This window comes from Actinacidiphila sp. bgisy160 (assembly GCF_965342435.1).
In the GTDB taxonomy this organism is placed as follows: Bacteria; Actinomycetota; Actinomycetes; order Streptomycetales; family Streptomycetaceae; genus Actinacidiphila.
On the sequence record NZ_CBDRCM010000007.1, the window covers coordinates 34,304 to 59,151 of the forward strand.

At 73.7% G+C, this 24,848-nt stretch carries 24 protein-coding genes; 19 read left to right on the top strand and 5 right to left on the bottom strand.

From position 1 onward, the window contains the following. The first annotated feature begins 128 nt into the window (after positions 1-128). The 3 genes from ACRWNP_RS08835 to ACRWNP_RS08845 all read left to right on the top strand — a co-directional run bounded on the left by ACRWNP_RS08835 (position 129) and on the right by ACRWNP_RS08845 (position 3,938). Positions 129-1,262, top strand: a complete 1,134-nt coding sequence (locus ACRWNP_RS08835; RefSeq protein ID WP_431960481.1) for a quaternary amine ABC transporter ATP-binding protein — start codon at positions 129-131, stop codon at positions 1,260-1,262. Continuing rightward, the gene (locus ACRWNP_RS08840) at positions 1,255-3,054 is read left to right on the top strand and encodes an ABC transporter permease/substrate binding protein (protein WP_431960482.1); all 1,800 of its coding nucleotides are present in this window, start codon (positions 1,255-1,257) and stop codon (positions 3,052-3,054) included. Before ACRWNP_RS08835 ends, ACRWNP_RS08840 begins: the two co-directional genes overlap by 8 nt. Before the next feature lie 107 nt (positions 3,055-3,161). Continuing rightward, positions 3,162-3,938 carry a helical backbone metal receptor gene (locus ACRWNP_RS08845; protein WP_431960483.1) on the top strand — a complete coding sequence of 259 codons (777 nt, stop codon included), beginning with the start codon at positions 3,162-3,164 and terminating at the stop codon, positions 3,936-3,938. 75 nt (positions 3,939-4,013) lie between these two features. Here ACRWNP_RS08845 and ACRWNP_RS08850 read toward each other — a convergent pair whose 3' ends face one another. Next, entirely contained in the window at positions 4,014-4,970 is a 957-nt protein-coding gene (locus ACRWNP_RS08850) for an alpha-L-rhamnosidase C-terminal domain-containing protein (RefSeq protein ID WP_431960634.1), read from the bottom strand. 173 nt (positions 4,971-5,143) lie between these two features. On the opposite strand from ACRWNP_RS08850, the gene ACRWNP_RS08855 reads away from it, so the two are divergent. After that, a complete protein-coding gene (locus ACRWNP_RS08855; RefSeq protein ID WP_431960484.1) occupies positions 5,144-6,142 on the top strand; it encodes an aminoglycoside phosphotransferase family protein in 999 nt (332 codons plus the stop codon). Next, positions 6,139-6,591, top strand: coding sequence for an N-acetyltransferase family protein (locus ACRWNP_RS08860; RefSeq protein WP_431960485.1), 453 nt, complete (start codon positions 6,139-6,141; stop codon positions 6,589-6,591). Before ACRWNP_RS08855 ends, ACRWNP_RS08860 begins: the two co-directional genes overlap by 4 nt. On the opposite strand, the gene ACRWNP_RS08865 is transcribed toward ACRWNP_RS08860, so the two are convergent. Continuing rightward, complete coding sequence (locus ACRWNP_RS08865) at positions 6,575-7,258, bottom strand: gamma-glutamyl-gamma-aminobutyrate hydrolase family protein (RefSeq protein WP_431960486.1); 684 nt, start codon at positions 7,256-7,258, stop codon at positions 6,575-6,577. The genes ACRWNP_RS08860 and ACRWNP_RS08865 overlap by 17 nt on opposite strands. 105 nt (positions 7,259-7,363) lie before the next feature. On the opposite strand from ACRWNP_RS08865, the gene ACRWNP_RS08870 reads away from it, so the two are divergent. Genes ACRWNP_RS08870 through ACRWNP_RS08885 form a run of 4 tightly spaced genes read left to right on the top strand, consistent with a single transcriptional unit; the run spans position 7,364 to position 11,920 of the window. After that, positions 7,364-8,740 carry a glutamine synthetase family protein gene (locus ACRWNP_RS08870; RefSeq protein ID WP_431960487.1) on the top strand — a complete coding sequence of 459 codons (1,377 nt, stop codon included), beginning with the start codon at positions 7,364-7,366 and terminating at the stop codon, positions 8,738-8,740. Positions 8,741-8,748: 8 nt separating this feature from the next. Then, positions 8,749-10,134: an aldehyde dehydrogenase family protein gene (locus ACRWNP_RS08875; RefSeq protein WP_431960488.1), complete on the top strand. Its 1,386-nt coding sequence runs from the start codon at positions 8,749-8,751 to the stop codon at positions 10,132-10,134. Between the two features lie 8 nt (positions 10,135-10,142). Continuing rightward, entirely contained in the window at positions 10,143-10,931 is a 789-nt protein-coding gene (locus ACRWNP_RS08880) for a 3-oxoacyl-ACP reductase (RefSeq protein WP_431960489.1), read from the top strand. Between the two features lie 53 nt (positions 10,932-10,984). Then, on the top strand, positions 10,985-11,920 hold the full coding sequence (locus ACRWNP_RS08885) for a DUF2510 domain-containing protein (protein WP_431960635.1): 936 nt from the start codon (positions 10,985-10,987) through the stop codon (positions 11,918-11,920). A 57-nt stretch (positions 11,921-11,977) separates the two neighbouring features. On the opposite strand, the gene ACRWNP_RS08890 is transcribed toward ACRWNP_RS08885, so the two are convergent. Continuing rightward, complete coding sequence (locus ACRWNP_RS08890; RefSeq protein WP_431960490.1) at positions 11,978-13,180, bottom strand: amino acid deaminase/aldolase; 1,203 nt, start codon at positions 13,178-13,180, stop codon at positions 11,978-11,980. A gap of 147 nt (positions 13,181-13,327) precedes the next feature. On the opposite strand from ACRWNP_RS08890, the gene ACRWNP_RS08895 reads away from it, so the two are divergent. Continuing rightward, positions 13,328-14,551 (top strand): hypothetical protein, encoded by a 1,224-nt coding sequence (locus ACRWNP_RS08895; protein WP_431960491.1) that lies wholly within the window; start codon positions 13,328-13,330, stop codon positions 14,549-14,551. Beyond that, positions 14,548-15,741 carry a type VII secretion-associated serine protease mycosin gene (gene mycP / locus ACRWNP_RS08900; protein ID WP_431960492.1) on the top strand — a complete coding sequence of 398 codons (1,194 nt, stop codon included), beginning with the start codon at positions 14,548-14,550 and terminating at the stop codon, positions 15,739-15,741. Before ACRWNP_RS08895 ends, mycP begins: the two co-directional genes overlap by 4 nt. Here mycP and ACRWNP_RS08905 read toward each other — a convergent pair. After that, positions 15,707-15,928, bottom strand: coding sequence for a hypothetical protein (locus tag ACRWNP_RS08905; protein WP_431960493.1), 222 nt, complete (start codon positions 15,926-15,928; stop codon positions 15,707-15,709). The genes mycP and ACRWNP_RS08905 overlap by 35 nt on opposite strands. 18 nt (positions 15,929-15,946) lie before the next feature. On the opposite strand from ACRWNP_RS08905, the gene ACRWNP_RS08910 reads away from it, so the two are divergent. Beyond that, positions 15,947-16,681 (top strand): SseB family protein, encoded by a 735-nt coding sequence (locus ACRWNP_RS08910; RefSeq protein ID WP_431960494.1) that lies wholly within the window; start codon positions 15,947-15,949, stop codon positions 16,679-16,681. A gap of 41 nt (positions 16,682-16,722) precedes the next feature. On the opposite strand, the gene ACRWNP_RS08915 is transcribed toward ACRWNP_RS08910, so the two are convergent. Continuing rightward, positions 16,723-17,100, bottom strand: a complete 378-nt coding sequence (locus tag ACRWNP_RS08915; RefSeq protein ID WP_431960495.1) for a DUF1844 domain-containing protein — start codon at positions 17,098-17,100, stop codon at positions 16,723-16,725. A 337-nt stretch (positions 17,101-17,437) separates the two neighbouring features. Here ACRWNP_RS08915 and infC point away from each other — a divergent pair, with 337 nt between their 5' ends. The 7 genes from infC to pheT all read left to right on the top strand — a co-directional run bounded on the left by infC (position 17,438) and on the right by pheT (position 24,786). Then, positions 17,438-18,106, top strand: coding sequence for a translation initiation factor IF-3 (infC, locus tag ACRWNP_RS08920; protein ID WP_431960636.1), 669 nt, complete (start codon positions 17,438-17,440; stop codon positions 18,104-18,106). Between the two features lie 119 nt (positions 18,107-18,225). Next, entirely contained in the window at positions 18,226-18,420 is a 195-nt protein-coding gene (gene rpmI / locus ACRWNP_RS08925) for a 50S ribosomal protein L35 (protein ID WP_018564306.1), read from the top strand. A gap of 100 nt (positions 18,421-18,520) precedes the next feature. Next, positions 18,521-18,904, top strand: a complete 384-nt coding sequence (gene rplT, locus ACRWNP_RS08930; RefSeq protein WP_018564305.1) for a 50S ribosomal protein L20 — start codon at positions 18,521-18,523, stop codon at positions 18,902-18,904. A gap of 108 nt (positions 18,905-19,012) precedes the next feature. Further along, positions 19,013-19,846, top strand: coding sequence for a TrmH family RNA methyltransferase (locus ACRWNP_RS08935; RefSeq protein ID WP_431960496.1), 834 nt, complete (start codon positions 19,013-19,015; stop codon positions 19,844-19,846). A gap of 45 nt (positions 19,847-19,891) precedes the next feature. Then, entirely contained in the window at positions 19,892-21,016 is a 1,125-nt protein-coding gene (locus tag ACRWNP_RS08940) for an ATP-binding protein (RefSeq protein ID WP_431960498.1), read from the top strand. A 135-nt stretch (positions 21,017-21,151) separates the two neighbouring features. Then, complete coding sequence (pheS, locus tag ACRWNP_RS08945; RefSeq protein ID WP_431960499.1) at positions 21,152-22,285, top strand: phenylalanine--tRNA ligase subunit alpha; 1,134 nt, start codon at positions 21,152-21,154, stop codon at positions 22,283-22,285. Further along, positions 22,285-24,786, top strand: coding sequence for a phenylalanine--tRNA ligase subunit beta (gene pheT / locus ACRWNP_RS08950; protein ID WP_431960500.1), 2,502 nt, complete (start codon positions 22,285-22,287; stop codon positions 24,784-24,786). The genes pheS and pheT overlap by 1 nt, the downstream gene beginning before the upstream one ends. Positions 24,787-24,848 lie beyond the last annotated feature (62 nt).

A 24,848-nucleotide genomic window follows, 5' to 3' on the forward strand; every position in this document is an offset into this window, starting at 1 on the left:
GACCTCCGTCACGGAACGGTTTGCTCCGCTTGGGTCGGGGCAGCCGCCGTCCCGGAGCGGGACAGGAGCGCTCCGCGACCTGCGTGCGGGGGCAGCCGGTCGTCCTCCCCACGACACGTGAGGTGTATGTGTACAGGCTGCAGGCAGAGCATCTGTACAAGGTGTTCGGTACCGACCCCGAGGACGGCGTGCGCCGTTTGCAGGCCGGAGCCGGACGCGACGAGCTGCGCGAGAGCGGTACGACCGCCGCGGTGATCGACGCGAGCTTCGACGTCCGCGAGGGCGAGATCTTCGTCGTCATGGGCCTGTCCGGATCGGGCAAGTCCACCCTGCTGCGCACGCTCAACGGACTCAATCCGCCCACCGCGGGACGGGTGCTCTTCGACGGCCGCGACCTCACCGCGCTCAGCCCCCGCGAGCTGCGCCGCGTGCGCTCGCACGGCATCAGCATGGTCTTCCAGCACTTCGCGCTCTTCCCACACCGCAGCGTGCTCCAGAACGCCGCCTACGGCCTGGAGGTGCAGGGCGTCGGCCGCAAGGAGCGCGAGCAGCGCGCCGCGCGGGCCCTGGAACTCACCGGCCTGTCCGGCTGGGGCGACTCCTGGCCCGACGAGCTCTCCGGCGGAATGCAGCAGCGCGTGGGCCTGGCCCGCGCGCTCGCCACCGACGCCGACGTGCTGCTCATGGACGAGTCCTTCAGCGCGCTCGACCCGCTGATCCGCCGCGACATGCAGGACCAGCTGCTCGAACTCCAGCGCAACCTGAAGAAGACCATCGTCTTCATCACCCACGACCTCAACGAGGCCATGCGCCTCGGCGACCGCGTCGCCGTCATGCGCGACGGCCGCATCGTCCAGACCGGGACCCCCGAGGACATCCTGCTGCGCCCGGCCGACGACTACGTCAGCTCCTTCGTGCACGACGTCGACCGCTCCCGCGTGCTGACCGCCGGAACCGTCATGGAGGCGCCGAGCCGCCCCGACGCGGGCGACTGCCGTTGCGAGACGGTCACCCCGCGCACCGCGCTCGCCGACGTCCTGCCGGTCAGTGCGCGGGTTCCGCACCCCGTCGCCGTCCGCGACAAGGCCGGGGACGTGGTCGGCGTCATCGCCAAGGACCGGCTGCTGGCCGCGCTCGGCGACCACGAAGGACCGGTGACGCCGTGCACCGAGGATACGGCCCGGGCCGTCGGCCCCGCGCCCGCGAAGGGCGCCGCGCCCAGGGTGCCGGGCCTGCCGCGGAAGGAGGCGGCGCGTGCCTAGGCTGCCTCTCGGCGACTGGACCGACGACGCCGTCACCTACCTGCGCGACCACTTCGGTCCGCTCTTCGACGTCATCAGCGCCGTCGTCTCCGGCATGTACGACGGCCTGGACGCCGTCCTGCGGGCCCCCGAGCCGCTGCTGCTCGCCGGCATCCTCGCGGTCCTGGCCCTGTGGCTGCGCGGCCTGACGGCGGGCGTGCTCGCCTTCGCGGGCCTGGCCCTCGTGGTCTGCGTGCAGCAGTGGGACGAGGCCATGGACACTTTGTCCCTGGTGCTGGTCGCCACCGTGATCACCATCGTGCTCGCCGTGCCGCTCGGCATCTGGTCGGCGCGCAACCGCACCGTCTCCGCCGCCCTGCGGCCGGTGCTCGACTTCATGCAGACGATGCCGGCCTTCGTCTATCTGATCCCCGGCATCTTCTTCTTCGGCGTCGGCCAGGTGCCCGGCATCATCGCCACCATCGTCTTCTCGCTGCCCCCGGGCGTCCGCATGACCGAGCTCGGCATCCGGCAGGTCGACGACGAACTGGTCGAGGCCGCGGAGGCCTTCGGCACCGCCCCGCGCAGCACCCTGCTGCGGGTGCAGTTGCCGCTCGCGCTCCCCACGATCATGGCGGGCGTCAACCAGGTCATCATGCTGGCCCTGTCCATGGTCGTCATCTCCGGCATGGTCGGCGGCGGCGGCCTCGGCGCCTCCGTCTTCACCGCCATCAGCCAGGTCGACATCGGCCTCGGCTTCGAGGCGGGCCTGTCCGTGGTCATCCTCGCCATGTACCTCGACCGTGTCACCGGCGCCCTCGGCACCCGGGTCTCCCCGCTGGGCCGCCGCGCCATGGCCGCGGCCGCCTCCCCGCGCGGCCTGCGGCTGTGGAAGTACCGCCCGCAGACCTCCGTCGCCGTCGTCGGCATCGTCGCCCTGGCCCTCGTCGCCGGCGGGATGGGCGTCTTCGCCGGCGGCGACGAGGGCGCCACCGTCCCCGGGGCCTACGACGTCGGCAAGGGCCGCCGGGTCGACATCGGCTACATCCCCTGGGACGAGGGCGTCGCCTCCACCTACCTGTGGAAGGAGCTGCTGGAGCGGCGCGGCTACCGGCCGAAGGTCACCCAGTACGACGTCGGCGCGCTGTACACCGGCATGTCCGCGGGACGGGTCGACTTCGAGACCGACTCCTGGCTGCCCGTCACGCACCGGTCGTACTGGGCGAAGTACAAGAACGAGCTGGACGACTACGGTTCCTGGTACGGCCCCACCTCGCTCGAACTGACGGTGCCGTCCTACGTCAAGGGCATCGACTCCCTGGCCGACCTCAAGGGCAAGGGCAGCCAGTTCGGCGGCCGGATCATCGGCATCGAGCCCGGCGCCGGGATGATGAAGATGCTCAACGACACCGTCCTGGAGAAGTACGGCCTGGAGGGCGAGTACAAGGTCACCACCGGCTCGACGGCGAGCATGCTCGCCCAGCTCGACCGCTCCATCAAGGCGAAGGATCCCGTCGTCGTCACCCTGTGGTCCCCGCACTGGGCCTACAGCGAACACAGCCTGAAGAAGCTGAAGGACCCGCTCGGCGCCTGGGGCAAGGGCGACGGCATCCACACTCTCGCCCGCCACGGCTTCGCCGGCGACGAGCCGAAGGTCGCCAAGTGGCTCGAGGACTTCCGGCTGAGCGAGAAGGAGCTGACGGGGCTGGAGGGCGCCGTGCACAAGGCCGGCCAGGGCCACGAACAGGACGGCGTCCGCGACTGGCTCGACGCCCACCCCGGGCTGACGGACCGGCTCGCCCCGGTCGGCTGACCGGCCTCCCGGCCCCGGACGGCGCGGCGCCCGGCATTTCCCCTCCCCCGGTGCCGGAGCCGCGCCGTCCGGCCCTCCCCGTCCGGCGGGATGGATACGGTGGGGGCATGACCCCTCGCGACTCCGGCCCCGCACGGCGTGTGGTCTCCCTCGTCCCCTCGCTCACCGAGGCGGTGGCGACCACCGCGCCCGCCCTGCTCGTGGGCGCGACTGACTGGTGCGAGCACCCGGCCGACCTGCGCGTCACGCGGGTGCGGGGCACGAAGAACCCCGACATCGCGGAGATCGTCCGGCTCGCGCCCGACCTGGTGATCGCCAACGAGGAGGAGAACCGCGGACCCGACCTCGCAGCGCTGCGCGCGGCGGGGCTGACGGTACTGGTCACGGAGGTGCGCAGCCTTCCGCAGGCCTTCCGGGAACTGCACCGCGTGGTCGTCGAGGCCTGCGGCCTGCCGCGCCCGGCCTGGCTCGACGCCGCGGAGAAGACCTGGGGGTCCCTGAGTCCCCCCGCCCACCCCCGCAAGGCCCTCGTGCCCGTCTGGCGCCGCCCCTGGATGGTGCTCGGCCGGGACACCTTCGCCGGCGACCTGCTCGCCCGGCTGGGTGTCGAGAACGTTTACGGGAACCACCAGGAGCGCTATCCCCGGGTGCCCATCGGCGAACTCACCGGCAGCGGGGCGGATCTCGTCGTGCTCCCGGACGAGCCGTACCGGTTCACGGCGGACGACGGGCCCGAGGCGTTCCCGGACATACCCGCGGCCCTGGTCAGCGGCCGTCACCTCACCTGGTACGGCCCGTCCCTGGCCGAGGCGCCGGCCGTACTCGCCGCCGCCCTCGCCCCACCGGCCCCGGCAGGACCCGGCTCCGTCCGGCGCGGCCGGTGACCGCGAGGCCCGCGTCGCGGACGCTCCCCGGCGCACGCGGGCCCGTGGCCGTCACGTACGCCGGGGAGGACCTGATCAGCCGCGCGGGACGGCCGTGAAGACGGTCCGGCCCGAACCGACCCGGTAGACCGCCCGGCCGTCCTGCACGCCCAGGTACGTGGCGTGGCTCCCGGCCGCGATGTAACGGCCGCCCGCCACCACGGGCAGCGCGACCGTCGCGGTCACGTTGACCGGCACCTCGACCGTCGTGTCCACCCCGTGCCGGTTCCGCCGCCAGTCGACGCCGACGGTGCCGCGCCCGGTCCACTGGCTGCCCGAGGCGCGGCGCACGCCGGCGTCCGCCGGGGCGATCCGCACCGTCGCTCCGCCCGGGCTGGTCACCGTGAGGCCGAGGACGCCCTCCAGCACCCCGACGACACCCGCGCCGCCCCAGCCGTGCGACATGCTCTCGCTGCTGCTCTGCGAGACCTGGCCGGGTGAGCAGTCACTGCTCGCGCAACCCGGCGTCCACTGCACCCACAGGAAGGTGCCGCCCTCGGCCAGGACCTGCGCGGGCCCGTCGGCGGCGGGATCGGTGAGGATCCGCACCAGGGTGTCCGGCCGGTCCGCGACCCGCAGCGCCTCCAGCAGGGTCCGCAGCGTCATCGGCCCCTGCCGCATCCCTTGCCGGGACAGCTCCGCGCCCAGCGCGGGGTACTCGGAGGGCCGCGCGACGCCGTAGGCGACCGGGAAGCTCTGCGCGTGCTCGCTCTGGTGCGCGATCAGGGCGCCGCCGGTGGACAGCCCGTCCGACCACAGCCCGGTGCCGCCGTCCCGCATCGCCGCCGTCAGCTTCGCCGCACGGTCTTCGTAGGCGTCCCGGGTGGCGTGGTCGCCGAGCGCGTCGGCGGCCTCGGCGACCGACCGCATCGCGCCGACGCCGAGGGCATTGACGACGGTGCGGTTCACATTGCCGTCGGTGACGTAGCCGTACCGCATCGGGGACGGCCAGTCGATGATGCCGTGCAGGTACGCGCCGCTGCCGCCGGGCAGTCGGCGGCCAGGCCTCGGTCGTCCACCGCCGAGGAGATGTAGTCGGCGACGTTGCGCATCACGGGCAGGGCCCGGCCGAGCAGTTCACGGTCGCCCGTCGTGCGCGTGCGGCACCCCACCCGCACGCCCAAAACCCCTTGGCCCCCGCGGGCGAGGCCCGCGATGCTCGGGGGATGACAGCCGCGTCCCGCACACCCCGGCCCCGCACACCCCGGCCCCGCGCACGCCTGCCCTGGGCGGCCCTGCCCCGCGAGCTCGCCGCCACCGTGGAGGCACGCCTGCGCGGCGGCCCCGTGGCCCGCGCCGAGGACCAGACGGGGGGCTTCTCCCCGGGCGTGGCCGTCCGCCTCACCCTCACCGACGGCCGCCGCGCTTTCGTCAAGGCCGTGAGCCCGGAGCAGAACCCGGATTCCCCGCACATCCATCGGGCCGAGGCGCGGATCGCCGCGGACCTGCCCGAGGACATCCCGGCACCGCGCCTGCTGCACTCCTTCGAGCAGGACGGATGGGTCGTGCTGGCCTTCGAGGACGTGCCCGGCCGTACCCCGGCCGATCCCTGGGACGCCGGGGAACTGCGCCGCGTCATGGACGCGCTGGACGACCTGGCCGTCCGGTTGACGCCGAGCCCGGTCGCGGCGCCCCCGGCCGCCGAGCGCCTCGCGGGGACCTTCGACTGCTGGGCGGAACTGGCCGCGGACCGGGACGCCGGGACCGACGACCTGCGTGACCTCGACCCCTGGGCGGCGGCGCATCTGGACGAGCTCGTCGCCCTGGAGTCGGGCTGGCTGCGGGCGCTGGCCGGCGACACGCTGGCCCACGGCGACCTGCGGGCGGACAACATCCTGCTGACCCCGGACGGCCGGGTCGTGTTCGTGGACTGGCCGTGGGCCTGCACGTCCACCCCGTGGTTCGACCTGCTCTGCATGCTGCCGAGCATCGTGATGCAGGGCGGCCCCGCACCGGAGGGGCTCTTCAAGGCACATCCGCCGGCGCGCGACGTGGACCCGGAGGCGGTGGACGCGGCGCTGGCGGCGCTCACCGGGATGTTCCTGGTCCACGCCCGCCGGCCGGCGCCCCCGGGTCTGCCCACCTTGCGGGCCTTCCAGCGGGCGCAGGGGGAGGCGGCCCTGTCGTGGCTGCGTACCAGGCTGCGTCCTAGGCTGCGGGCATGAGCGATGTCCACTTCCGCCCCGTCACCCGCACCGACATCCCCGCCGTCGTCGCGATGTTCGCCGACGACGGCCTCGGCCGGGGCCGTGAGACCCCGGACGACCTGGAGCCGTACTACGCGGCGTACGAACGCGTCGCCGCCGACCCCGGGCAGCACGTGGTCGTCGCGGAACGGGACGGCGCGCTCGTCGGGGTGCTGCAACTGTCGGTGATACCGGGGCTGTCACGGCGCGGGACGACGCGCTCGATCATCGAGGCCGTACGGGTGCACCGCGACGCCCGAGGCGGCGGCCTCGGGACGCTGATGATCGAGTGGGCGGTGGAGGAGTCACGCCGACTGGGGTGCACCCTGGTGCAGCTCACCTCGGACCGGGCCCGCGCCGACGCGCACCGCTTCTACGAGCGGCTCGGCTTCACCGCCTCGCACGTCGGGTTCAAGCTGCAGCTCTGATCAGCGCCCGCATCACCCGCTCGTCCTCGTCCATCTCCGGGTGCCACTGCACTCCCAGCACGAAATGGTCGCCGGGCAGCTCGACGGCCTCCGGCGTGCCGTCCTCGGCGTGGGCGCCGACCAGCAGTCCGCGGCCGAGGGCGTCGACCGCCTGGTGGTGGTAGGTGGGCACCTCCATCGCCTCCGGCACCGCGTCCGCGTAGCGCGTGCCGGGGACCGGCTTGACGGTGTGGCCGCCGAAGACGCCGCCGGCGGGGCCGCGGTGACCGTCGATGTGCTGCACCAGGGTGCCGCCGAGGGCGACGTTGAGCAGCTGCATGCCCCGGCAGATGCCGAGCAGGGGCACCCCGGCGGCGAGGGCGGCCTCGACGAGGGCGAGCTCCCAGGCGTCGCGCTCGCTCGCGGGCGGGTCGGTGCGCGGGTCGGGCTCGGCCCCGTACCGTACGGGCTCGACGTCAGGGCCGCCGGAGATCACCAGGCCGTCCAGCCGGGCCACGGCGTCCGCGGCGTGGGCGGGGTCGTCCGGCGGCAGCAGCGCGGCGAGGCCGCCGGAGCGCCGTACGAGCAGCGGATAGCCGGCCGGCAGCAGGGCGGCCGGCAGCTCCCAGCCGCCCCAGCGGGCCGAGTCGACCCAGTAGGTGCTGACACCGATCAGCGGACGGGCCACGGGAGCCTCCCAGCGACGCGCGGATTTCTTCCTGCACCGTACCCAACCGGGCCCCGGGCCCGTACTTTTGGATCACCTGTCGGCCGGTAGGAGAGGTGATCACCCGTGGTGCACCGAACAGCCCCGCTCAGCACCGACGACCTGCGACGGCGTGTCGACTCCGGAGAGATCGACACGGTGGTCGTCGCCTTCACCGACATGCAGGGGCGCCTCCAGGGCAAGCGCTTCGCCGCCCGGCACTTCCTCGACGACGTCCTGGAGCACGGCACCGAGGGCTGCAACTACCTGCTCGCCGTCGACGCCGACATGAACACCGTGGACGGCTACGCCCTGTCCTCCTGGGAGCGGGGCTACGGCGACTTCGCCATGCACCCCGACCTCGGCACCCTGCGGATCACCGCCTGGGACGCGGCCACCGCGCTCGTCATCGCCGACCTGCGGCTGCTCGACCACGGCTCGACCCCGGTCGCCCCCTCGCCGCGGCAGATCCTGCGCCGCCAGACCGAGCGGCTCGCCGAGCGCGGCTGGTCCGCGTACGCCGGTACCGAGCTGGAGTTCATCGTCTTCAAGGACACCTACGAGCAGGCCTGGACGAACGGCTACCGCGACCTGACCCCCGCCAACCAGTACAACGTCGACTACTCCCTGCTCGGCACCGGCCGCGTCGAGCCGCTGCTGCGCCGCATCCGCAACGAGATGGGCGCCGCCGGGATGCGCGTGGAGTCCGCCAAGGGCGAGTGCAACCTCGGCCAGCACGAGATCGCCTTCCGCTACGACGAGGCCCTGGTCACCTGCGACCAGCACAGCGTCTACAAGACCGGCGCCAAGACGATCGCCGCGCAGGAGGGCTACTCCCTGACGTTCATGGCGAAGTACAACGAACGCGAGGGCAACTCCTGCCACATCCACCTCTCGCTGCGCGACGAGGAGGGGCAGCCGGTCTTCGCGGGCGACGATCCCGGCGGCATGTCGGAGACGATGCGGCACTTCCTGGCCGGGCAGCTCGCCGCGCTGCGCGACTTCTCCCTGCTGTACGCGCCCAACATCAACTCCTACAAGCGGTTCCGCCCCGGCTCCTTCGCCCCCACCGCCGTCGCCTGGGGCCCGGACAACCGCACCTGCGCGCTGCGCGTGGTCGGGCACTCCCCGTCCGCGCTGCGCCTGGAGAACCGGGTGCCGGGCGGCGACGTCAACCCCTACCTCGCCGTCGCCGGGATGATCGCGGCCGGGCTGCACGGCGTCGAGCAGAAACTGACGCTTCCCGAGGCCGTCACGGGCAACGCCTACGTCAGCGACGGCGTGGACCATGTGCCGGCCACGCTGCGCGAGGCCGCCGGGCTGTGGGAGGCCAGCCCGATCGCCCGGGCGGCCTTCGGTGACGAGGTCGTCGAGCACTACCTGAACATGGCCCGCGTCGAACAGGACGCGTACGACACCGCCGTGACCGACTGGGAGCGCTACCGCTCCTTCGAACGCATGTGAGGCAGCGCGTGCCCGAAGCACCCGAACCGCTCGAAGCGCTGGACGTGCTCAACCCGGCCACCGAGGAGGTGATCGCCACCGTCCCCGCGGCGCGCCAGGAGGACGTCGACGCGGCCGTGGCCCGCGCGGCCCGTGCCCAGACCGCCTGGGCGGCACTGGCCCCGGCCGACCGGGCACGGCTGCTGCGCCGCTTCGCCTCCGCCGTGGACGCCCACGCCGGCGAACTGGCCGTCCTGGAGATGCGTGAGGCCGGGCACACCGTAGGCAACGCCCGCTGGGAGGCCGGCAACGTCCGCGACCTGCTCGACTACGCGGCGGGCGGCGTCGAACGGCTCAGCGGCCGGCAGATCCCGGTGCCCGGCGGCATCGACGTCACCTTCCTCGAACCGCTCGGTGTCGTCGGCGTCATCGCGCCCTGGAACTTCCCCATGCCCATTGCCGCCTGGGGGACCGCCCCGGCGCTCGCGGCGGGCAACGCGGTGATCCTCAAGCCCGCCGAGACCACCCCGCTGACCGCGCTGCGCCTGGCGGCTCTGGCGCTGGAGGCGGGGCTGCCCGAGCACCTCTTCCAGGTGCTGCCGGGCGAGGGCCCCGTCGCGGGGGCGGCCCTCGTCGAGCACCCGGGCGTGGCGAAGATCGTGTTCACCGGGTCGACCCGCGTCGGCAAGCAGATCATGGCCACCTGCGCCGGCACGCTCAAACGGGTCACCCTGGAACTCGGCGGCAAGTCGCCGAACATCGTCTTCGCCGACGCGGACCTCGAGAAGGCCGCGGCGACGGCCCCGATGGCCTTCCTGGACAACGCCGGGCAGGACTGCTGCGCCCGCACCCGCGTGCTGGTCCAGCGCCAGGCGTACGACCGTTTCATGGAACTGCTGGAGCCCGCCGTGCTGGCCGTCGGGGTCGGCGATCCCGCCGACCCCGCGACCGACATGGGCCCGCTCATCTCCGCCGTGCAGCGCGACCGCGTCCGCTCGTACGTGGCCCCCGGCGCGCCCGTCGCGATCCGTGGCACGGCCCCGGAGGGCAAGGGCTTCTGGTACCCGCCGACCGTGCTGACCCCCGCCGACCCGGCCGAACGCGTCGCGGTCGAGGAGGTCTTCGGCCCGGTCGCCGTCGTGCTGCCCTTCGAGGACGAGGCCGACGCGCTGCGCCTGGCCAACGCCACCCCGTACGGCCTGTCCGGCTCGATCTGGACCCGGGACGTCGGCCGCGCCCTGCGGCTGGCCCGGGGCACCGCCGCCGGCAACCTGTCGGTCAACTCCCATAGTTCGGTGCGCTACTGGACGCCGTTCGGCGGGTTCAAGCAGTCGGGGCTCGGCCGCGAGCTCGGCCCGGACGCGCTGGCCGCCTTCACCGAGACCAAGAACGTCTTCATCAGCACGGAGGAGTGATCCCGGCAATGACGCAAGCAGAAGCAGTGGTGTGCCGCCGCCTGGTGGGCCGGACGGCGGTGGTCACCGGCGCCGGCAGCGGCATCGGGCTCGCCGCGGCGCGGCGGCTCGCCTCCGAGGGCGCGAACGTCGTGTGCGCCGACATCGACGAGGCCGCGGGCAAGGCGGCCGCCGAGGAGGCCGGCGGCCTGTTCTTCGAGGTCGACGTGACCGACGCCGAACAGGTGGAGGCGCTGTTCCAGGCGGCGTACGACACCTACGGCTCGGTCGACGTCGCCTTCAACAACGCGGGCATCTCGCCCCCCGACGACGACTCGATCCTCACCACCGGCATCGACGCCTGGCGCCGCGTCCAGGAGGTCAACCTCACGTCGGTGTACCTGTGCTGCAAGGCGGCGCTGCCCTACATGCGGCGCCAGGGCAAGGGCTCGATCATCAACACCGCGAGCTTCGTGGCCGTCATGGGCGCGGCGACCTCGCAGATCTCGTACACGGCGTCCAAGGGCGGCGTGCTGGCGATGTCCCGCGAACTGGGCGTGCAGTTCGCCCGGGAGGGCATCCGCGTCAACGCGCTGTGCCCGGGGCCGGTGAACACCCCGCTGCTGCGGGAGCTGTTCGCCAAGGACCCGGAGCGCGCCGCGCGGCGCCTGGTCCACATCCCGGTGGGCCGCTTCGCGGAGGCGGAGGAGATCGCCGCGGCCGTCGCCTTCCTCGCCAGCGACGACGCGTCCTTCATCACAGGAGCGGAGTTCCTGGTGGACGGGGGCATCGCGGGGGCGTACGTGACCCCTCTGTGACCGGCTGACTGACGGGAATCTTAAGGCCCGGGCCTTAGGGTGACGCCGTGACCATGACGACCCCGCCCGGCTGGTACCCAGAACCCGGGCAGACAGGCAACGGGCCCGCTCTGGAGCGCTGGTGGGACGGGACCGAGTGGACCGAGTACACCCGCACCGCCCAGCCCCCCGCCCCCGCGTTCGGTGCGCCCGGCACGCCGGGCGCCCCGCCGTACCCCGCCGACGTCCTGTCCGGCGGGGGCGGCGGCGGGCGGCGCGGTGGTGTGATCGCGATAGCCGTCGTCGCCGCGCTCGTGGTGGTGGGCGCGGTGATCGGCGGCGTCGTCGCGCTGAACCGCGGCGGTGACGCGCCCGCGGCGGCCCCCGGCCCCTCGGCGTCCGCGCCCCACCCCGACTCCGGCGACGGCGGCCCGGACGGCGGTCCCGGCGGCGGCCCCTCCCCGGCGCCCGACAGCGAGCCGGGCTTCGCCGTGGACGCCCTCGACGGCATCAGCGTCCCGGTGCCGGACGGCTGGCAGGGCACGACGGACCGCTACGGCCGTGCCGCCCTGACCGTCGGCCCCTACGCCTGCCCCGGCGACTCCTCCCGCACCTGCGTGCGCGGCGGCGTCACCACGGAGCCCGCCTACGCCGCGGGCATCAAGGCGACCACCCCGAAGGCCGCCGCGACCGAGGACATCGCCAGGAACGCCGCGGAGTCCTACGGCGACGAGATCTACGGCGCCATCACCTCGCACGAGGTGACCGGCTCCGGCGCGGTCACCGTGGCCGGGCAGAAGGGCTACTACGTCCGCTGGAAGGTCGTGACGAAGAACGGCGACGACGGCCACGTGCAGTCGCTGGTCTTCCCCTCGCCCAAGGACCCCGGCAAGCTCGTGCTGGTCCGCTACGGCTTCGACGTCAACCCCAAGGCGCCCGGCCTCGCCGTGATGGACGAGATCACCAAGGGCATCAAGGCCTCGGGCTCCGCGGGCGGCACCGGCGTGTGACCCCCGTCCCCGCACGAGGGCGCCCCGGTCCGGTCCGCCGGCCGGGGTGCCCGCGCGTCAAAGGAACGTCTTGCCCTCGCCGCGGTAGGTCGGCACGGCCCGCACCACCCGGTCTCCCTCGATGAGTTGCAGCGTGTCGAAGCGCTCGCACAGTTCGCCGGCCTTGGCGTGCCGGAACCACACCTTGTCGCCGATCAGCAGGTCGTCGGCGGCCGTCCCGATCAGCGGCGTCTGCACCTCGCCCGGCCCCTCCTGGGGGTCGTAGCGCAGCCCCTCCGGCAGGTGCGGCACCGGTAGCCGGTCCCGGCCCGCCGCGCCCGAGGCCGGGTAGCCGCCGCCGAGGACGGTGACGACGCCCACGCCCGGGCGCCGCACCACGGGCTGCGCGAACAGCGCCGCCGGACGGCCCCGGAAGGAGGTGTAGTTGTCGAACAGCCGCGGCACGTACAGGCCCGACCCGGCGGCGATCTCGGTCACCGCGTCCTCGGCCGCCGTGCTCTGCACGCTGCCCGTACCGCCGCCGTTGACGAACTCCAGTCCGGGCGCCACCTCCCGCACCGCCCGTACGACCTCCGCGCGCCGCGCCGCCAGCTCCCGGCGGGCCGTCGCCTGCATCAGCCGCACCGCGCGCGAGCGCAGCGGCCGGCCGGTGACCGCGTCCCCGACGCCGGCCACATGGCCCTCGTACGCCATGATCCCCACCAGCCTGAACCCGGGCCGCCGGGACACCTCGCGGGCCAGCGCGGCCATCTGGTCCGGCTGGTGGAGCGGGGAGCGCAGCGCCCCGATGCGGAGCCGGCCCCCCAGCATCTTCAGCGAGGTGTCCAGTTCCAGGCAGACCCGGACGATCTCGGAGCCGCCCGCGCGCGAGGAGTCGATGAGGTCGAGCTGCGCCACGTCGTCGACCATGACCGTCACCGCGGCCGCCAGCTTCGGGTCCGCGGCCAGCTCCGCGTAGCAGGAACGATCCGCCGACGGGTACGCCAGCAGGACGTCGTCGAAGCCCGAGCGTGCCAGCCACAGCGACTCGGCGAGGGTGAACGACATGATCCCCTCGAAGCCGTCCCGCTCCAGCACCCGCTCCAGGAGCGCGCGGCAGCGCACCGACTTGGACGCGACCCGGACCGGTTTGCCGCCCGCCCTGCGGACCAGGTCGTCCGCGTTGGCGTCGAACGCCTCCAGGTCCACGATCGCCACCGGCGCGTCGAGGTGGGCGGTGGCCCGGTCGTACCGGGCGCGAGCTGCTCCGCGATCAGACATGCGCGAAGCTTGCCAGAATGCCCTTACCGAGCGGTAGGGGCAAGTGATCCGTACTGACACGTCGTGACGTCGCCGCGCCCAGTAGAGTGACGCCGCAGTCCATTGTGTGAACGGGCCGACCGCCGTGCGGCCGTGAGGGGGCACCGGGTGAGCGCCGGTTTCGACAGCGGGGGAGCGACCCCCCGGCCGAGCTGGTCCCCTCCGCGCCCGATACCGCCTCCCCCGGGCACCGCCCCGCACACCTCCGCCCCGGCCCACTGGGCCGCCACCGCCGCCCCCGGCAGGACGTCCGCGCCGTGGGCCGCCGCGGGCCCGCCCGCGGCCGGCGAACCGGAGGGCGGGCTGCCCCAGGAGCTGTACGGGACGCCCCCCATGCCGGCGCCCCCGCACCCGCGGCCCGCGGGCGAGCGGGGCCCCGTCGGCGTCGCCTACCCCGCCGGCCCCGTACCGCCCCCGCCGCCCGCCGCCGTTCCCGGGATGCCGCCCGCGCCCCGGCATGCGCCGGCCGCGGCCTGGTCCTCGCCCGCGCCGCCCTCCGCGCCGCCCCCGTACCCTCCCCGGCCGTCGCAGGCGCCCTCGCACGCCGCCCAGGTGCGGCCCCGGACGGCCGCCGCCGCCCTGTGCCTGGTGCTGGGCCTCGGCCTGCTCGGCGGCGCCGGTGCCGGGGTGTGGATCAACCACGACCCGGCCGCGCCCACCCCCACGGCGGCCGAGGCGAGCAGGCGCGACTTCGCGCTCGCCCGCGGACTGTGGCACAGCACGCCCGTCGACACGCTCTTCCCGCCCACCCTGCACGGCGAGGGCCTCGGCCCGGGAGGCGCCGAACGCACCTGGACGCGGATCGGCGTGGCTCCGGCCGGCGACTGCCGGGAGGCCTTCGACCCGCTGCTCGCGAGGGTGCTGCGCCCCGCGGGCTGCGTGAAGCTGCTGCGGGCCACCTACACCGACGCGACGTCGAGCGCCGTGACCACGGTCGGACTGCTCGTCACCAAGGCCGACGCCCCCACGATGCGCAAGCTGCGCGACCGCTGGAGAACCGAACGCCTCGGCGCCCGCGCCGATCTGATGCCCCGTCCGGTCGCCTTCCCGGGCACCGTCTCGGCCGGTTTCGGCAACCGCCAGCGCGCCAGCTGGACGGTCACGGTCGCCGCCGACCTGCCCGTCGTCGTGTACGCGGTGAGCGGCTTCGCCGACGACCGCGAGATCGCCGTTCCGCAGCCCGCCGCCTCGGCTGTCACCGCGGGCGCCACGGCCGCGCCCGCCCAGGCCGGACTGGGCCACGAGGCCGATGCCCTGGCCGACGCCGTCGACAGCCGGGCCCACAGCGCCGCGCGCTCGCTGACCGCCGGCCCGACGGGAGGTGCGGGATGAGGCGGCTGGCCACCGGCATGGCCGCCGCGGCCCTCGCCCTGCTGCCCGTCCTTCCGGCTCACGCCGACGCCGTACGCGACGCGGACTGGGCGCTTGACGCCCTGCACGCGCAGGAGGCGTGGCAGCGGACGAAGGGCGCGGGCGTCACCGTCGCCGTCCTCGACACCGGTGTGGACGGCACCCACCCGGATCTGACCGGGCAGGTCCTCGAGGGCAAGGACATGGTCGGCTTCGGGGCCCGCCGCGGTGACCCCGCCTGGGCCCGGCACGGCACCGGCATGGCCGGGATCATCGCCGGCCACGGCCACGGCCCCGGGGGTTCCGAGGGTGTGCTGGGCATCGCCCCGGAGGCCAGGATCCTGCCGGTGCGGGTGATCCTGGAGGACAAGGACCCGCAGCGGAAGAAGGCCCGCACCACGCGCGGCAGCGCGCTGGCCGACGGCATCCGCTGGGCCGCCGACCACGGCGCCGACGTCATCAACCTCTCCCTCGGCGACGACAGCCGCACCGCCCACCCCGAGGCGCAGGAGGACGAGGCGATCCAGTACGCCCTCCGCAAGGGCGTGGTCGTCGTCGCCTCCGCGGGCAACGGCGGCGAGCAGGGCAACCGGGTGTCCTATCCCGCGGCGTACCCGGGCGTCATCGCGGTGGCGGCCGTCGACCGCTACGGCTCCCGCGCCGCCTTCTCCACCCGCCGCTGGTACGCGACGGTCGCCGCGCCCGGTGTCGACGTCGTGATCGCCGACCCCAGCCGCCGTTACTACGAGGGCTGGGGCACCAGCACCGCCTCCGCCTATGCGTCGGGCACCGCCGCGCTCGTCCGCGCCGCCTACCCCCGGCTCAGCCCCGCCCAGGTGAAGCGGCTGCTGGAGGACACCGCCCGGGGCACCCCGGCGGGCGGCCGCGACGACGCCGTCGGTCACGGCCTGGTGGACCCCGAGGCCGCGCTGAAGGCGGCGGCGAAGCTCAAGCCCGAGGGCACCGTGCCCAGCGCCGTCCCCTACACGCGCAAGTACTTCGGTGCCGGTCCCGACGCGCCCAAGGCGGCCGCGGCCGCCGACGGCGACGCCCTGGGCGACGGCATCGCCGTGGCCTTCGTGATCGCCGGCACCGGACTGGTCGCGGCGGCGGCCCTGTTGTGGCTGCGGCCCCGGCTCAGGAACTCCCCGAGCGGCCAGCGGAGCGGCTGAACGCGTCCACCGCCGCGCGTCCGGCCCGTTCCACCAGCGTGATACCCGCGGCCTGGGTCGTACTGCCGCGCGACACCACGGCGACCGGGTAGGTCCGGCCGCCCGCCCGGACCCGCCCGACGCTGTTGATGTCCCACAGCCCGGTCGTACTCCGCTGCGGCCGGCCGAGGAAATCGCCGCCCGGCATCCCCGATACCCTCGGGAGGTGGCTCTCAAGAACATCCCCGACCCCGGCTTCTCCGACGACGACGGCACCGCCGACCCCCGGCTCACGGCGGCGCTCGCCGCGTACGACGCCGACCCGTCGGCCGAACCCGGCGTACTGGCGGCCCTTCCGGGCGCGCGCTTCCTGGTGCCGGTGGTGGCGCTGCTCGGCGAGGTCGAGGAGGGCCCGGACGGGCTGCGCCGCGAGAAGACCAGCGACATGGCGGTGCCCACCATCCAGGCGGCCGACGGGCGCAAGGCGCTGCCCGCGTTCACCTCCACCGAGGCCCTCGCGCGCTGGCGGCCGGACGCGCGGCCGGTCGCCGTGCCGCTGGGCCAGGCACTGCAGGCGCTGGCGCACGAGGAGGCCGACACCCTCCTGATCGACCTGGCCGGGCCCGTGCCGTACGCCCTGAACGGCGCCGCGCTGCGCGCCGTCGCCTCGGGCCGGGCGGGCGCGGACCCGCTGTCCGACCCCGCGGTCCGCGAGGCGCTGCGGGCCGCGGTCAGGACGGCGCCGGAGGTGGTCCGTGCGCACCTCGTCCCCTCCGCCGGCTCCGACGGCACCCTGGGACTGGTCCTGGACCCGGGCGCCGACGTGCGTCAGGTCGCGCAGCGCGTCTCGGCGACGCTCGCGGCGGACGAGGTGCTGCGCGGCGCGCTCGTACGCGGCATCGAGCTGGCGCTGCTCCCCGCTGACACCCGGCTCCCCGGCGAACCGCTCTTCACGCGCTGACGGCGCCGCCCGTCGGGGCGGCGCCGTCGCGGGGCGGGGTCCTAGCCGTGGACGGGGCCGGTGAACTTCTCGCCCGGGCCCTCGCCCGGCGCGTCGGGGACGACGGACTCCTCGCGGAAGGCGAGCTGCAGCGACTTCAGTCCGTCCCGCAGCGGAGCGGCGTGGTAGGAGCCGATCTCGGTCGCGCCGGCGGTGACCAGGCCGGCCAGCGCGGTGATCAGCTTGCGTGCCTCGTCGAGGTCCTTGTGCCGCTCGCCGTCCTCCGCGAGGCCGAGGTTCACCGCCGCCGCGCTCATCAGGTGCACCGCGACCGTGGTGATCACCTCGACCGCCGGGACGTCCGCGATGTCGCGGGTCAGCGTGTCGAAGTCGGGGCGGTCGGCGGAGGGGGACTCGTGCTGGGGGCTGGCGTCACTCATACCTCACACGATAGGGCCACGTCGGCCGATTACGGTCTGCGGGCGGAGACTGGTATGCTTGACGATCGACCGGCTGGACACCCCGTGGACGTCATGGAAACGGAGCGCTCCAGCCCACAAGTGGAGGCTCCGATCTCCCACCTAGCCGGCCCCAGCAGGCCGGCGGGTCACCGGTCAGGTGCCGTGTCCCCGGACGAGGACGCGGCTCCCGACGCGCCCCGCGGGAATTCCGCGGCGGTGCTCCCGGTTGTGAGGAGCATCCGCCTGTGACCCGTACGGGGCGTTTTTCACGCCTCCTCACGGGCCGGACCAAGTTTCAGACGTTACGCGGCTGTCAATCCAGTCAGTCGCGTGGTGCTACCGAGGAGGCCCCATCAGCGCCGAGCCCCGCATCAACGACCGGATTCGCGTCCCCGAGGTGCGACTCGTCGGTCCCAGTGGCGAGCAGGTCGGCATCGTGCCGCTTGCCAAGGCACTGGAGCTTGCGCAGGAGTACGACCTCGACCTGGTCGAGGTGGCGGCGACCGCACGTCCGCCGGTCTGCAAGCTCATGGACTACGGCAAGTTCAAGTACGAGTCGGCCATGAAGGCCCGTGAGGCGCGCAAGAACCAGGCGCACACGGTCATCAAGGAGATGAAGCTCCGGCCGAAGATCGATCCGCACGACTATGACACCAAGAAGGGTCATGTCGTCCGGTTCCTCAAGCAGGGCGACAAGGTCAAGATCACGATCATGTTCCGCGGTCGTGAGCAGTCGCGCCCGGAGCTGGGTTTCCGACTGCTGCAGCGGCTTGCCGACGACGTCCAGGACCTGGGCTTCGTGGAGTCCTCGCCGAAGCAGGACGGCCGCAACATGATCATGGTTCTCGGTCCGCACAAGAAGAAGACCGAGGCGATGGCCGAGGCCCGCGAGGCGCAGGCCGCCCGCAAGGCCGGTCGCCTGCCGAAGGACCCCGATGAGCAGGAGCAGGAGCACGAGCAGGACGCTCCCGCCGACGCCAGCTGACGCCGTCTGACGGCGTTGCCAGGACCCGGAGTCCCGCTCCGGGTAACGCAATGAAGGACTGACGCTCTCCGTCCGCTCCAGGGCGGACGGGAGGGCCAGCGACGAGGAGACTACGGCGCATGCCGAAGAACAAGACCCACAGCGGTGCGAGCAAGCGATTCAAGATCACCGGCTCCGGCAAGGTGATCCGCGAGCGCGCCGGCAAGCGCCACCTGCTTGAGCACAAGCCGTCGACGAAGACCCGTGCCCTCACCGGCACTGTCGTCCTGGCCAAGCCCGACGCCAAGAAGATCAAGAAGCTTCTCGGCAAGTGACGGCACGCCCCCTTCGACCAGGGGGCGCGATGCTGGACCGGGACCCATTCGTTTTCGGGCCGTGTGAGCACCCCCACGGCCCCCCAGAAGGAGTTATCTAGTGGCACGCGTCAAGCGGGCAGTCAACGCCCAGAAGAAGCGCCGGGCGATCCTCGAGCAGGCCAGCGGTTACCGCGGCCAGCGTTCCCGCCTGTACCGCAAGGCGAAGGAGCAGGTCACCCACTCCCTCGTCTACAACTACAACGACCGCAAGAAGCGCAAGGGCGACTTCCGTCAGCTGTGGATCCAGCGCATCAACGCCGCTGCCCGCGCCAACGGCATCACCTACAACCGCTTCATCCAGGGTCTGAAGGCCGCCAACGTCGAGGTGGACCGCAAGATCCTTGCCGAGCTGGCCGTGAACGACGCCAACGCGTTCGCCGCGCTGGTCGAGGTGGCCCAGAAGGCCCTGCCGAGCGACGTCAACGCCCCCAAGGCGGCCTGACCCACGCTCTTCCGGACCCGCAGGCCCGTGTGCCTGCGGGTCCGTGCTGTGTTCCGGAGCGCCGCGCCGCGCGTCCGGCCGGACCCCGACCGAAGTGAGTGCACCCCCATGCCCGGCCCCGAGCTGACCTCCCTGCGATCCCCCCGCGTCGTGGCCGCCCGGCGGCTGGCCAGGCGCAGCTTCCGCGGCAAGGAGCGGCGCTTCCTCGCCGAGGGCCCGCAGGCCGTGCGCGAGGCCATGGCCCACCTGGTCGAGGTCTACGTCACCCCCGAGGCCGCCGCCCGGCACGCCGACATCGTCGCCGCGGCCCGCGCCGCCCGGGTGCCCGTGTTCACCGCGACCGACGAGGTCGTCGCCGAGATGTCGGACACCGTCACCCCGCAGGGTGTCATCGGCCTGTGCCGCTTCCTGGACACCCCGTTCGAGGAGGTCCTGCGCGCCCGGCCGAAGCTCGTCGCCGTGCTGGCCCACGTGCGCGACCCCGGCAACGCCGGCACCGTGCTGCGCTGCGCGGACGCCGCCGGGGCGGAGGCGGTCGTCCTCACCGACGCCTCCGTCGACCTGTACAACCCCAAGGCCGTCCGGGCGTCCGTCGGCAGTCTCTTCCACCTTCCCGTCGCCGTCGGCGTCCCCATGGAGACCGTGGTCGACGGCCTGCGCGGGGCCGGCGTACGGCTGCTCGCCGCCGACGGCGCGGGGGAGCGCGACCTGGACGCCGAACTGGACGAGGGCACGATGGGCGGCCCCACCGCCTGGATCTTCGGCAACGAGGCCTGGGGCCTGCCGGAGGAGACCCGCGCACTCGCGGACGAGGTGGTGCGCGTGCCCATCCACGGTCGTGCCGAGAGCCTCAACCTCGCCACGGCAGCCGCCGTGTGCCTCTACGCCTCCGCCCGCGCGCAGCGCGCTCCCGGAGGGTGCCGCACGGTAACCATGAGCTAGTAATGTGACGCCCTCGGGGACCGCCCTGGAGAGGGGGTTACGGGGATGGACGTCAGGACGACCGGCGGCACGCCGCCGAGCGCGCCGGAGGGCTGGCCGACTGTCCTGACCCACTTCGGCATCACACCCGACGAGCTCCCGGACGGCCTCGTCGTCGCCGACGAGCACGGCCTCGTGCTCTGCTTCAACGCGGCCGCCGCCCGGATCACCGCGCTCGACCCCGCCGACGTCGTCGGCCGCCCCATCGAGCAGGCACTTCCCCTGGAGGACCTGGACGGACGCCGCTGGTGGCAGCTCACCGACCCCTACGAGGGCCTGGCCACCCGCACCGGGCAGCCCGAGCGTAACCTGCTGCTCCCCGGCGGCCGCGAGGTGCTGGTCTCCGCCAGGTACGTCCGCGACGACCCCACCGGCCCGGTGCGCCGGCTGGTCGTCGCGCTGCGCGGCACCGAGGCGCGGCGGCGCACCGAGCGCAGCCATGCCGAGCTGATCGCCACCGTCGCGCACGAGCTGCGCTCCCCGCTCACCTCCGTGAAGGGCTTCACCGCCACCCTGCTGGCAAAGTGGGAACGCTTCACCGAGGACCAGAAGAAGCTCATGCTGGAGACCGTGCACGCCGACGCGGGCCGCGTCACCCGGCTGATCGCCGAGCTGCTCGACATCTCCCGCATCGACTCCGGCCGCCTGGAGGTACGCCGCCAGCCGGTCGACATCGCCGCCGCGGTGCGGCGCCACGTGGACGCCCTCGTCGCCGCCGGACAGCCCGCGGACCGCTTCGCCGTACGGGTGACGCAGTCACTGCCCTCGCTGTGGGCCGACCCCGACAAGGTCGACCAGATCCTGGGCAACCTGCTGGAAAACGCCGTGCGCCACGGCGAGGGAACTGTCACCATTGACGTAGCACCCTCGTCGTCGCCGCGCGAGCGCGGATGGTCCGGAACGGCAGTGACCGTGAGCGACGAGGGCCCCGGCATCCCGGAGGAGTCCATGAACCGCGTCTTCACCCGCTTCTGGCGGGGCAGCAAACGCGGTGGCACGGGCCTGGGGCTGTACATCGTCAAGGGCATCGTCGAGGCCCACGGCGGCACGATCACCGTGGGCCGCGCGCCCGGCAAGGGCGCCCAGTTCCGATTTATCCTGCCCGTCGGGGCGCCGGCCTTCACGGCCTGAGCATCGCGTGGTGATCCACCGGCCCCGACGGGCGTGACCAGCCGCTCCCCGTGGCCCCGATAGACTCGACCCTTGGCATTCAGCGGTCGGGCAGGCAGGTCGGCCACGCCATCACCCACATCGGAACGGGAAGAAATGTCGGCACCGAACAAGTCGTACGACCCTGTCGAGGTCGAGGCACTGAAACCGGAAGAGATCGAGCGCCGGCGCGACGAGGCGCTCGCCGCGATCGCCGAGGCCGCCGACCTTGACGCGCTGCGCGAGGTCAAGGTGGCCCACACCGGGGACCGCTCGCCGCTCGCCCTGGCCAACCGTGAGATCGGCGCGCTGCCGCCGCACGCGAAGGCGGAGGCCGGCAAGCGCGTCGGCCAGGCCCGCGGCGCGGTCAACCAGGCGCTCAAGGCCCGGCAGGAGGTGCTGGAGAACGAGCGCGACGAGCGTGTGCTGGTCGAGGAGGCGGTGGACGTCACCCTGCCGTACGACCGCGCCCCGCGCGGCGCCCGGCACCCGCTGACCACGCTCTCCGAGCGCATCGAGGACATCTTCGTGGCCATGGGCTACGAGGTGGCCGAGGGCCCCGAGGTCGAGGCCGAGTGGTTCAACTTCGACGCCCTCAACATCTGGGCGGACCACCCGGCCCGCACCATGCAGGACACGTTCTTCGTCGAGGGCGACAAGCCCGCCGGCTCCGCCCCGGAGGAGAGCGGTGTCGTGCTGCGCACGCACACCTCCCCGGTGCAGATCCGCTCGCTGCTCGACCGCGAGCCGCCGGTCTACGTGATCTGCCCCGGCCGGGTCTACCGCTCGGACGAGCTGGACGCCACGCACACCCCGGTGTTCAACCAGGTCGAGCTGCTCGCCGTGGACGAGGGCCTGACCATGGCGGACCTCAAGGGCACCCTGGACCACATGGTCCAGTCGCTCTTCGGTGAGGACATCACGACCCGGCTGCGCCCCAACTACTTCCCCTTCACCGAGCCGTCCGCCGAGATGGACATGGTCTGCTACGTCTGCCGCGGCGAGTCCGTCGGCAACCCGGACCGTCCCTGCCGCACCTGCGGCAGCGAGGGCTGGATCGAGCTCGGCGGCTGCGGCATGGTCAACCCCCGGGTGCTCACCGCCTGCGGCGTCGACCCGGAGAAGTACAGCGGTTTCGCCTTCGGCTTCGGCATCGAGCGCATGCTGATGTTCCGTCACAACGTCGAGGACATGCGAGACATCGTCGAGGGTGACGTGCGCTTCACCCTTCCGTTCGGGATGGAGATCTGATGCGGGTCCCGCTTTCTTGGCTGCGGGAGTACGTCGACCTGCCCGCCGGCGAGTCCGGCCGCGACGTCCAGGCCAAGCTCATTTCCGCCGGCCTCGAGGTCGAGACCGTCGAGCAGCTCGGCGCCGGGCTCAAGGGCCCGCTGGTGGTGGGCAAGGTGCTCACCATCGAGGAGCTGACCGGGTTCAAGAAGCCGATCCGCTTCTGCACCGTCGACGTCGGCACCGCCAACGGCACCGGCGAGCCGCAGGAGATCGTCTGCGGCGCGACCAACTTCGCCGTCGGCGACAAGGTCGTCGTCATCCTCCCCGGTGGCGTCCTGCCCGGGAACTTCGAGATCTCCGCGCGCAAGACCTACGGCCGCAACTCGCACGGCATGATCTGCTCCGCCCGCGAGCTCGGCATGGGCGACGACCACGACGGCATCATCGTCCTGCCGCCGGAGCACGAGGCCGGCACCGACGCCGTCGAGCTGCTGGAGCTGGTCGACGAGGTGCTCGACATCGCGGTCACCCCGGACCGCGGCTACTGCCTGTCGATGCGGGGCGTCGCCCGCGAGGCCGCCATCGCCTACGGTCTGCCGCTGCGCGACCCGGCGCTGCTCGACGTGCCCGGCCCGAACTCCTACGGCTACGAGGTGAAGGTCGCCGACCCGGTCGGCTGCGACCGCTTCACCGCGCGCACCGTCACCGGACTGGACCCGGAGGCCGGCTCGCCGATCTGGCTGCAGCGCAGGCTGCAGAAGGCCGGCATGCGGCCGATCTCGCTCGCCGTGGACGTCACCAACTACGTGATGCTGGAGCTGGGCCAGCCCCTGCACGCGTACGACCGGCACCGCATCGAGGGCGCCATCGGCGTCCGCCGGGCCCAGCCGGGCGAGAAGCTGACCACGCTCGACGGCCAGGTCCGCGTCCTCGACCCGGAGGACCTGGTGATCACCGACAACCGCGGGCCGATCGGCCTGGCCGGGGTCATGGGCGGCGCCAACACCGAGATCGACGACACCGGCGCCTCGACGACCGACGTCGTCATCGAGGCCGCGCACTTCGACCCGGTCGCCATCGCCCGCACCGCGCGCCGGCACAAGCTGTCCTCCGAGGCGTCCAAGCGCTTCGAGCGCGGCGTGGACCCGCAGGCCGCGGCCGCCGCCGCGCAGCGCACCGTCGACCTGCTGGTGCTGCTCGCGGGCGGCACCGCCGAGGCCGGCGTCACCGAGGTCATCGCGCCCTCCGCGCCGCACACGATCACCATCCCCGCCGACCACCCGGACAAGGTGGCGGGCATGGCGTACGGCCGCGAGACCGTGGTGCGCCGGCTGCAGCAGGTCGGCTGCGACGTCTACGGCGCCGACGAGCTGATCGTCACCGTGCCGTCGTGGCGCCCCGACCTGCGCGACCCCAACGACCTCGCCGAGGAGGTCATCCGGCTGGAGGGCTATGAGAACCTGCCCTCCACCCTGCCGAAACTGCCCTCCGGCCGCGGTCTGACCGAGTCGCAGAAGCTGCGCCGCCGGGTCGGCCGGGCGCTCGCCGGGGCCGGCTACGTCGAGGTGCAGAACTACCCGTTCCTCGGCGAGGCCGTCTTCGACCAGCTCGGCCTCGACGCGGACGACCCGCGCCGCATCACCGTCAAGCTGGCCAACCCGCTGTCCGACGAGGAGCCCGCGCTCCGCACGACCATGCTGCCCGGCCTGCTCGCCGCCCTGCGCCGCAACGTCGGCCGCGGCGCGCACGACCTCGCGCTCTTCGAGACCGGCCTGGTCTTCCGCCCCAGCGGCGAGGAGCCCGCGCCGCCGCGGCTGCCGGTCGACCGGCGCCCGACCGACGCCGAGATCGCCGCGCTCGACGCATCCCTGCCGCGGCAGCCGCGGCGCGTCGCGGTCGTCCTGGCCGGCGGTCGTGAGCAGGCCGGCTGGTGGGGCCAGGGCCGTCCCGCGCAGTGGGCCGACGCGATCGAGGCCGGACGGGTCGTCGCCGGCGAGGCGGGCGTCGAGCTGATCGTCCGCCAGGACCAGCAGGCACCCTTCCACCCCGGGCGCTGCGCCGCGCTCCTCGCGGTCGTCGAGGGCGAGGAGGTGCTGGTCGGCAACGCCGGCGAGCTGCACCCCCGGGTGACCAAGGCGCTGCACCTGCCGGAGCGCACCTCCGCCATGGAGATCGACCTCGACCGCCTGGAGCGGGCCGCCGGCGGCCCGGTCGTCGCGCCCCGAGTGTCCACCTTCCCGGTGGCCACCCAGGACGTCGCCCTGGTCGTGGACGCCTCCGTACCGGCCGCCGAGGTCGAGGGCGCCCTGCGCTCCGGCGCCGGCGAACTGCTCGAATCGCTGCGGCTGTTCGACATCTTCACCGGTGAGCAGATCGGTGCGGGCAAGAAGTCGCTGGCGTACAGCCTGCGCTTCCGCGCCCCGGACCGCACGCTCACCGCGGAGGAGGCCTCCGCGGCCCGTGACGCGGCCGTCGCCGCCGCGGCCGAGCACACCGGAGCGGCCCTGCGCGGCGCCTGACGCCCGCGCGTCGCGTTCCTGTGGGGCGCCCCCGGTCCGCCGGGGGCGCCCCACAGGCGTTT

Excerpts from the sequence above, each read along its gene's own strand:
- ACRWNP_RS08845 (WP_431960483.1), top strand. The coding sequence starts at position 3,162 with ATGACCCCTCGCGACTCCGGCCCCGCACGGCGTGTGGTCTCCCTCGTC.
- ACRWNP_RS08855 (WP_431960484.1), top strand. The coding sequence starts at position 5,144 with ATGACAGCCGCGTCCCGCACACCCCGGCCCCGCACACCCCGGCCCCGC.
- ACRWNP_RS08860 (WP_431960485.1), top strand. The coding sequence starts at position 6,139 with ATGAGCGATGTCCACTTCCGCCCCGTCACCCGCACCGACATCCCCGCC.
- ACRWNP_RS08880 (WP_431960489.1), top strand. The coding sequence starts at position 10,143 with ATGACGCAAGCAGAAGCAGTGGTGTGCCGCCGCCTGGTGGGCCGGACG.
- ACRWNP_RS08885 (WP_431960635.1), top strand. The coding sequence starts at position 10,985 with ATGACGACCCCGCCCGGCTGGTACCCAGAACCCGGGCAGACAGGCAAC.
- ACRWNP_RS08890 (WP_431960490.1), bottom strand. The coding sequence starts at position 13,180 with ATGTCTGATCGCGGAGCAGCTCGCGCCCGGTACGACCGGGCCACCGCC.
- mycP (WP_431960492.1), top strand. The coding sequence starts at position 14,548 with ATGAGGCGGCTGGCCACCGGCATGGCCGCCGCGGCCCTCGCCCTGCTG.
- ACRWNP_RS08905 (WP_431960493.1), bottom strand. The coding sequence starts at position 15,928 with ATGCCGGGCGGCGATTTCCTCGGCCGGCCGCAGCGGAGTACGACCGGG.
- ACRWNP_RS08915 (WP_431960495.1), bottom strand. The coding sequence starts at position 17,100 with ATGAGTGACGCCAGCCCCCAGCACGAGTCCCCCTCCGCCGACCGCCCC.
- rpmI (WP_018564306.1), top strand. The coding sequence starts at position 18,226 with ATGCCGAAGAACAAGACCCACAGCGGTGCGAGCAAGCGATTCAAGATC.
- ACRWNP_RS08935 (WP_431960496.1), top strand. The coding sequence starts at position 19,013 with ATGCCCGGCCCCGAGCTGACCTCCCTGCGATCCCCCCGCGTCGTGGCC.
- ACRWNP_RS08940 (WP_431960498.1), top strand. The coding sequence starts at position 19,892 with ATGGACGTCAGGACGACCGGCGGCACGCCGCCGAGCGCGCCGGAGGGC.
- pheS (WP_431960499.1), top strand. The coding sequence starts at position 21,152 with ATGTCGGCACCGAACAAGTCGTACGACCCTGTCGAGGTCGAGGCACTG.
- pheT (WP_431960500.1), top strand. The coding sequence starts at position 22,285 with ATGCGGGTCCCGCTTTCTTGGCTGCGGGAGTACGTCGACCTGCCCGCC.